The 6788-nt window shown below is 68.0% G+C and carries 9 protein-coding genes; 6 read left to right on the top strand and 3 right to left on the bottom strand.

Annotation, left to right across the window (positions count from 1 at the left end; translation table 11 throughout):
* Positions 1-113: 113 nt before the first annotated feature.
* Entirely contained in the window at positions 114-416 is a 303-nt protein-coding gene (locus AC1D1G_RS39460) for an ArsR/SmtB family transcription factor (RefSeq protein WP_280783645.1), read from the top strand.
* A complete protein-coding gene (locus tag AC1D1G_RS39455) occupies positions 413-931 on the top strand; it encodes an SRPBCC domain-containing protein (RefSeq protein WP_283335881.1) in 519 nt (172 codons plus the stop codon). The genes AC1D1G_RS39460 and AC1D1G_RS39455 overlap by 4 nt, the downstream gene beginning before the upstream one ends.
* 188 nt (positions 932-1119) lie before the next feature.
* Here AC1D1G_RS39455 and AC1D1G_RS39450 read toward each other — a convergent pair whose 3' ends face one another.
* The gene (locus tag AC1D1G_RS39450; protein WP_283335882.1) at positions 1120-1728 is read right to left on the bottom strand and encodes a TetR/AcrR family transcriptional regulator; all 609 of its coding nucleotides are present in this window, start codon (positions 1726-1728) and stop codon (positions 1120-1122) included.
* A gap of 99 nt (positions 1729-1827) precedes the next feature.
* Between AC1D1G_RS39450 and AC1D1G_RS39445 the strand changes: the two genes are divergently transcribed.
* From AC1D1G_RS39445 to AC1D1G_RS39435, 3 genes are all read left to right on the top strand, one after another.
* The gene (locus AC1D1G_RS39445; protein WP_477956307.1) at positions 1828-3615 is read left to right on the top strand and encodes an N-acyl-D-amino-acid deacylase family protein; all 1788 of its coding nucleotides are present in this window, start codon (positions 1828-1830) and stop codon (positions 3613-3615) included.
* Positions 3612-4460, top strand: coding sequence for an alpha/beta fold hydrolase (locus AC1D1G_RS39440; protein ID WP_280783641.1), 849 nt, complete (start codon positions 3612-3614; stop codon positions 4458-4460). Before AC1D1G_RS39445 ends, AC1D1G_RS39440 begins: the two co-directional genes overlap by 4 nt.
* Before the next feature lie 106 nt (positions 4461-4566).
* Entirely contained in the window at positions 4567-4914 is a 348-nt protein-coding gene (locus AC1D1G_RS39435) for a helix-turn-helix domain-containing protein (protein ID WP_280783710.1), read from the top strand.
* A gap of 9 nt (positions 4915-4923) precedes the next feature.
* Here AC1D1G_RS39435 and AC1D1G_RS39430 read toward each other — a convergent pair whose 3' ends face one another.
* Both AC1D1G_RS39430 and AC1D1G_RS39425 read right to left on the bottom strand, forming a co-directional pair.
* A complete protein-coding gene (locus AC1D1G_RS39430) occupies positions 4924-5508 on the bottom strand; it encodes an ATP-dependent Clp protease proteolytic subunit (protein ID WP_005264590.1) in 585 nt (194 codons plus the stop codon).
* Between the two features lie 4 nt (positions 5509-5512).
* Positions 5513-6121, bottom strand: a complete 609-nt coding sequence (locus tag AC1D1G_RS39425) for a ClpP family protease (protein WP_005568279.1) — start codon at positions 6119-6121, stop codon at positions 5513-5515.
* 305 nt (positions 6122-6426) lie between these two features.
* Between AC1D1G_RS39425 and AC1D1G_RS39420 the strand changes: the two genes are divergently transcribed.
* Positions 6427-6788 (top strand): arsenate reductase/protein-tyrosine-phosphatase family protein (locus AC1D1G_RS39420; protein ID WP_477956306.1); only part of this gene is annotated, 362 nt, incomplete at its 3' end.

The following is a 6788-nucleotide window of genomic DNA, read 5'->3' as shown; positions in this document are numbered from 1 at the left end:
TCACATGAGGTGTGTCAAGTCGGGGCCCCGCCCGCCGCCCGGAGGAAGCCGGGGTTGCCGTGACGACCTCGGTGACGGTTGCCACTCATATTTCCGTCTGGCAATATGAGGCTATGAGCGCCTACGCCGCCCTGGCCGAGCCGCACCGCAGACAGATTCTCGACCTGCTGCGTGAGGGTGAGCGGCCCGCCGGAGAACTGGTGGAGCGCATCGCGCTCAGTCAGCCCGGCGTGTCCAAGCACCTCAAGGTACTGCGCGAGGCCGGGCTCGTCGTGGTGCGCGTGGACGGCAAGCAACGTCTGTACGCGCTGCGCCCAGAACCCCTCGCCGAGGTCGACCAGTGGCTGGAGCCGTACCGCGCGTACTGGTCGAGGCGCCTCGACGCCCTCGAACGACACCTGGAGGAGAACCCATGACCGACGGAACCCTGGAGACGATCGACGGCCGCCCGGCGCTGCGCTTCGAGCGCACGCTCGCCCACTCGATCGAACGCGTGTGGCGGGCGGTCAGCGTGCCGGCAGAGCTCGAGCGCTGGTTTCCCGCCGCCGCCGAGTGGACACCGGCGACAGGGGAGACCTTCGAGGCCTACGGCGCGACCGGCGAGGTGACCGAGGTCGATGAACCCCATCGGCTGGCGTGGACCTTCGGCGGTGAGCGGTACAGCTTCGATCTGACCGCTGAGGGCGACGGATGCCGGCTGATCTTCATCCATGTCTTCGGCGACCGTGCGATCGCAGCGCAGACCGCGGCCGGCTGGGAGACCTACTTCGCGCGGCTCGAGCCTCATCTCGCAGGCGGGTACCTCTCCGAGGCGGAGGCGCACGGGTCGTGGGACCGGTGGGAGGAACTTCACGAGCGCTACGCCGAGCGCTTCGGCGTCGACCCGACGCCGGGACGGAAATTCCTGGAGGCGCAGCGCGCCGGCCAATGACGTCCGGTAGACCCTCTGCCGAAACGGCGCTCGTCCAGCAGTTCCAGCCTGCACCGGACGCGCTCCGGGAGAGACCGGGTGCCGCCTCTCACGACGACGGGAGCGACGAACACCTGGCACGCGTCGACCAACCCGGCCGCGAAGGCGTGGGAGGCGAGCCCGGGGTTGCTGTCCGGGTGTGATCCGGATCAGCGTGTCACGTCCAGTGCGTCGACGTCGACGCCTGCTGCCGGAAGCAGGTGATAGAAAGCGCGTTCGCAGAGATCGATCATGTCCGTGCGGTCCATGGTCGGCTCGTCGAGCCACGACAGCACGATCTCCTCCATGAACGCCTGCCAGCCCGAGATCGCGGCCTCGAGCGCGGGTGTCGTCGGCACCCCGAACTCGGCCAGCGACGCGCCTATCCAGCGGGTGAACGTGCGCCGCATGCCGCGGTAGATCTGCCGCATCCGCTCGTCGCCACTACCGGCCATCCGCATGACCGCCAGGTAGATGGTGGGGTGCTCGATCACCGCGTCCGCGAACGTTTCGACGCCGGCTCGGAGCTGCCCGGACACGGGGAGCGTCGCGTCGGGTGTCATCCGGCGTTGCAATTCGGAGGCCGAGGTCTCGAGGACGGCGTTGCGAAAACCCTGCTTGTTCTTGAAGTAGTGGAACAGCAGGGGCGGGGAGACGCCCGCCTCGGCCGCCACCTGGTCCATCGACAGGTCGTCGAACGGCACCGTCTCGAGAAGTCGGACGGCCACGTCGAGGATCTGCGCGCGCCGATCTTCGGGAGAGCGGGGTGCGGCGGCCACCCCTGCACTCTATTGAGGAACGCTCTAGCCGTCCATTGACTTTTACTCAACGGGATACGTAACCTCGGGTTACACATACCGAGTGTGAGGAGCGCAACAATGTCGGATTTCGATGTCGTCGTCAATGGTGGGCTGTGGTTCGACGGGACCGGATCCGCGCCCCGGCGGCGCAATCTCGGCATCCGCGACGGTGTCGTCGTCCGCGCATCGATCCGTCCGCTGCCCGTCGGGCCCGACACCGAGATCATCGATGCGGCAGGCAAATGGGTAGTCCCCGGGTTCGTGGACGTGCACACCCACTACGACGCGGAGGTGCTCGTCAGCCCCGGACTACCGGAATCGGTGCGACACGGCGTGACCACCGTCGTCCTCGGAAACTGCTCCCTGTCCACCGTGTACTCGACGCCGCGTGAATGCGCCGACCTGTTCAGCCGGGTCGAGGCCGTGCCACACGACTCCGTGCTCAGGATCCTGGACGAGAACAAGATCTGGCAGAGCCCGGCGGAGTACGTCGAGGCACTCGAATCGCTGCCGCTCGGCCCCAATATCGCCGGTTTCATCGGGCACTCCGACATCCGCACCCACGTGCTCGGCCTCGGCCGGGGCACCGACAAGCGGACCAAGCCGAGCGCCCGCGAACTCGAGCGGATGGGCGCGATGCTCACCGAGGCCGTGGACGCCGGCTTCCTCGGCCTGTCCTCGATGACAAATGCGCTCGACAAGATCGACGGCGACGAATACCGTTCGCGCTCATTGCCGTCCACGTATGCGCGGTGGAAGGAGTTTCGCTTCCTCAACCGCATCCTGCGCGAGCGAGGCAAGATCCTGCAGAGCGCGCCGACGATCAACCTGCACCCCAACATCGCGGGATTCTTCGCGGAGAGTTCGGGTCTGGGACGACGCAAGCCCCTCAAGACGTCGCTGCTGTCGGCCGCGGACTCGAAGGCCTACCCGCCGATCGTGTACTTCATGCTCGCCGCGGCGCCCCTGCTGAACCGCATCGCCAAGACCGACTTCAAGTGGCAGCACCTCCCGGTGCCGTTCACCGTCTACGCGGACGGCATCGACCTCGTGGTGTTCGAGGAGTTCGGCGCCGGCGCGGCGGCACTGCATCTCAAGGACCAGGTGGAGCGAAACGCCCTGCTGCAGGACGAGTCCTACCGACGCCGGTTCCGCAAGGACTACGACAACAAGTTCAGCCCCCGCATCTGGCACCGCAATTTCTACGACGCGGTGATCGTCGGGTGCCCCGACGAGGCGCTGATCGGCAAGACGTTCGGCGCGGTGGGCGACCTGCGTGGCGTGCACCCGGTCGACGCGTATCTCGATCTCGTCGTGAAGTACGGCACCGATCTGCGGTGGCGGACCACCATCGCCAACCATCGTCCCAAGTTCGCGAAGAAGCTCGCGGCCAGCTCCGGGGTGCAGATGGGATTCGGCGACGCGGGTGCGCACCTGCGCAACATGGCGTTCTACAACTATCCGATCCGGTTGCTGAAGAAGGTCAAGGACGCGCAATCCGACCGCAAACCGTTCCTGTCCGTCGAGCGTGCCGTCCACCGGCTGACGGGCGAGCTGGGCGACTGGTACGGCATCGATGCCGGCCACCTGCGCGAAGGGGACCGCGCCGACCTCGTCGTCATCGATCCGGCGGGTCTCGACGCGACGGTGGACGGATTGTTCGAGGCCGAGGTCCCCGAGTACGGCGGTCTGCGCCGGATGGTGAACCGCAGTGACGGCGCGGCGGTCGCGACGGTGATCAACGGCAGGCTCGTCTACCGCGACGGGGAGTTCACCGGCGGGTTCGGCGCCACCAAGACAGGACGGTTCCTCCGCGCCGGAGCGTCGGCCGCAGACCACAGCGAGCGTGAGCCGGCCGTCCGATGAGCGGCACGGAACGGATCGGCACGTTCACCCGGGACGGGCTCGTGTTCGACGTTCGCGACGAGGGTCCGATCGACGGCACGCCGGTGGTGCTGTTACATGGATTTCCGCAGGACTCGCGGTCGTGGGACGAACTGGCGCCGCTGCTGCACCGGCGGGGATTTCGCACCCTCGCGCCGGACCAGCGCGGCTATTCGGCCGGGGCCCGGCCCCGCGCCCGCTGGGCGTACCGCACCGCGGAACTGGTCGCGGACGTCGTCGCGCTCATCGACCAGGCGGGCCTCGGGCCGGCGCATGTCGTCGGGCACGACTGGGGCGCGGCGGTGGCCTGGGGTATCGCGGCGGAACGGCCCGACCGGGTTCGCACGCTCACGGCGCTGTCGGTGCCGCATCCGGCGGCGTTCGTGCGGGCGATGCTCACCAGTCGCCAGATCCTGAAGTCCTGGTACATGTTCGCGTTCCAGCTGCCGTGGATTCCGGAGCGGCTGATCACCCCGGACGGTTACGGCTACCGGGCACTGCTCGCCAGCGGCCAGTCTGCGGACGGGGCGAAGCGCGACCTGGAGCCCATGCGCGACCGGACGCGGGCCCGGGGCGCCCTGAACTGGTATCGGGCCATGCCGTTCACCGCACCCCGTTCGGCCTCCCGGAAGGTCCGGGTGCCCACGCTCTTCGTGTGGAGCGACGGCGACACGGCGATCGGGCCGGTAGGTCCCGAGCTGACCGCACGCTTCGTCGACGGCCCGTACACCTACGAGGTGTTCCGCGGCGTGAGCCATTGGATTCCGGACGAGGCGGCCGAGCGCGTCGACGAACTACTCGGCAACCACCTGCTCGATGAGTCGTGACGCCGATCGGTCCGTCCGCGCCCCGTCGCCGGGCGGTACTGATCGGCTGTCCGCTGTCGGTGAACGCCGCTCCGTCCGGGTGCGTCGTCTGGAAGACTCCGACGGTATGGAAGCTCAGCGCAGACTGACGCTGGTGACAGCCGCTCCCGAGCAATCACGGGAGGAGCCGTTGGTGCGTGAGCTGTACGGGCGAGTGCTCCGCGAGGCCCGCCGGGACCAGGATCGGAGCCTCGAGGACGTCGCCGCCGCCGTCGGCATGTCGAAGCAGTACCTCTCCGAGATCGAACGCGGGAAGAAGGAGCCGTCGTCGGAAATGCTGCGCGCAGTGTGCGGCGCGCTCGGTCTGCCGGTGGAACACCTGCTGTTCCGGTCCGGGCGCCGGCTCGGCGCGGCGAACCGGAACCCGGCGACCAGGAGCGTGAACCGGCAGGTGCCCACGCTGCTCGCCGCGTAGCGTCCTCCGTCAGGCCGCGACGAGCGTGTCGGCCAGGCCGTACTCGATGGCCTCCTCGGCTGTGAAGATGCGGTCCCGGTCGGTGTCCCGCCGCAGGCGTTCGACGGTCTGACCGGTGTGTTTGCTCAGGATCGCCTCGGTCTGCGAACGGACCCGCATGATTTCCGCGGCCTGGAGCGCCAGGTCGGAGATCGTGCCGTTGCCCTGTGTCGACGGCTGGTGCAGCAGCGTCCGGGAATGGGCCAGGACGTGGCGGTGTCCCTTGGTTCCGGCCGCCAGGAGCACGGCGGCGGCGGACGCGGCCTGACCCATGCAGTACGTGGCGATGGTCGGTCGGAGGAACTGCATCGTGTCGTAGATCGCGAGCATCGCGGTCGTGGAGCCGCCGGGCGAATTGATGTACAGACCGATCTCCTGATCGGAACTGTCCGCCTGGAGGTGGAGTAGCTGTGCCATCACGACATTGGCGACTCCGTCGTCGATCTCGGTGCCCAGGAAGACGATCCGCTCGTTCAGCAGTCGGCTGAAGATGTCGAACGACCGCTCGCCTGCCGGGGTGCGCTCGATGACGTGGGGAATGGTGTATTGGGACATGGCTTCACAATCCAATTCTCGGGGCGGTGGTGTGCGGGGCGATCTCGGCGAACGAGGACACGACGCGGTCGACGATCCCGTAGTCGCGGGCTTCGTCGGCGGTGAACCACCGGTCCCGGTCGCTGTCCTCGGCGATCTGCTCGACCGGATGCCCCGTCTCGGCGGCGAGGATCTCCTGCGACTGTCGTTTCATCCGTTCGAGGCTCTCTGCCTGGATGGCGATGTCGACGGCGGTGCCGCCGATGCCGGCCGAGGGCTGGTGCATCATGATGCGGCTGTGCGCCAGACTGATCCGTTTGCCGTGGGTGCCCGAGCACAGCAGTACCTGGCCCATGCTGGCGGCGAAACCCATGGCGACGGTCACCACGTCGTTGGGAACGAGCTTCATCGTGTCGTAGATGGCCAGGCCGGCGAAGACGGAGCCGCCCGGGGAATTGATGTACAGCACGATGTCGCGTTTGGGGTCGGCGGCCGCGAGCAGCACCAGTTCGGAGCAGGCCCGCTCGGCCATGGCGTCGTCCACCTCGCCGGTGAGGAGGATCGTGCGCTGACGAAATAGTCTGTCCGCCAACAGGTCGCGGTAGTTCAGGTCGGGTAGTGCGGCTGTGGTCATGCCTCCATTACTACCGCCGCGCCGGCGCCGGACCGGCACTTGTCTGCTGTGGGCAGACGACCCGTGCCGGGGAGGTTCCGAACCCCCGGCGACGGCGGGGCGCCCACCCCGGGAAGTGACGCAGATCGCATACGCGGCGACACTCCGGTGTCGACCGCGGTGAACTGGGCGTTCGTGATTCGACGTGACCGCGAGGAGTCCGAGGGGTGAACGACTCACCACGGGCAGGTGAACGTTCGAAACAGACCGCTCGGACAGTGGAATTGCCCGCGCGCGAAGGCGAAGTCGCTGGTTAGGGTACCCTCATGCACGTTCTGTTCATCTGCAGCGGGAACGTCTGCCGCTCGCCGATCGCAGAGCGGCTGACGCACGCGTTCGCGCTTGCCCACGACCTGCCGCACCTCACCGCGGAGAGCGCCGGTGTCCGAGCCCTCGTGGGCTTTCCGATCGAACCCGTCGCCGCCCGCGTCATCGAAGGCCTCGGCGCGAGYGCCGACGGATTCCGAGCGCGCCGCCTTCGGCCCGAGATGATCAAACGCGCCGACCTCGTCCTCGCGATGACCGAGCAGATCCGGGACCGTTCGATGGAACTGCTCCTCGGGACGAGCCACTGCACGTTCACGCTTCGCGAGGCCCGCCGGATCGCCACCGACACCGGTGCCCGCAC

It is taken from the genome of Rhodococcus sp. P3_B8 (genome assembly GCF_056402775.1).
This window is presented reverse-complemented; position numbering and strand designations above follow the sequence as displayed.

Bases quoted from the DNA above. Each gene is read 5' to 3' on its own strand.
- AC1D1G_RS39460 (WP_280783645.1), top strand. From the start codon at position 114: ATGAGCGCCTACGCCGCCCTGGCCGAGCCGCACCGCAGACAGATTCTC.
- AC1D1G_RS39455 (WP_283335881.1), top strand. From the start codon at position 413: ATGACCGACGGAACCCTGGAGACGATCGACGGCCGCCCGGCGCTGCGC.
- AC1D1G_RS39445 (WP_477956307.1), top strand. From the start codon at position 1,828: ATGTCGGATTTCGATGTCGTCGTCAATGGTGGGCTGTGGTTCGACGGG.
- AC1D1G_RS39440 (WP_280783641.1), top strand. From the start codon at position 3,612: ATGAGCGGCACGGAACGGATCGGCACGTTCACCCGGGACGGGCTCGTG.
- AC1D1G_RS39435 (WP_280783710.1), top strand. From the start codon at position 4,567: ATGGAAGCTCAGCGCAGACTGACGCTGGTGACAGCCGCTCCCGAGCAA.
- AC1D1G_RS39430 (WP_005264590.1), bottom strand. From the start codon at position 5,508: ATGTCCCAATACACCATTCCCCACGTCATCGAGCGCACCCCGGCAGGC.
- AC1D1G_RS39425 (WP_005568279.1), bottom strand. From the start codon at position 6,121: ATGACCACAGCCGCACTACCCGACCTGAACTACCGCGACCTGTTGGCG.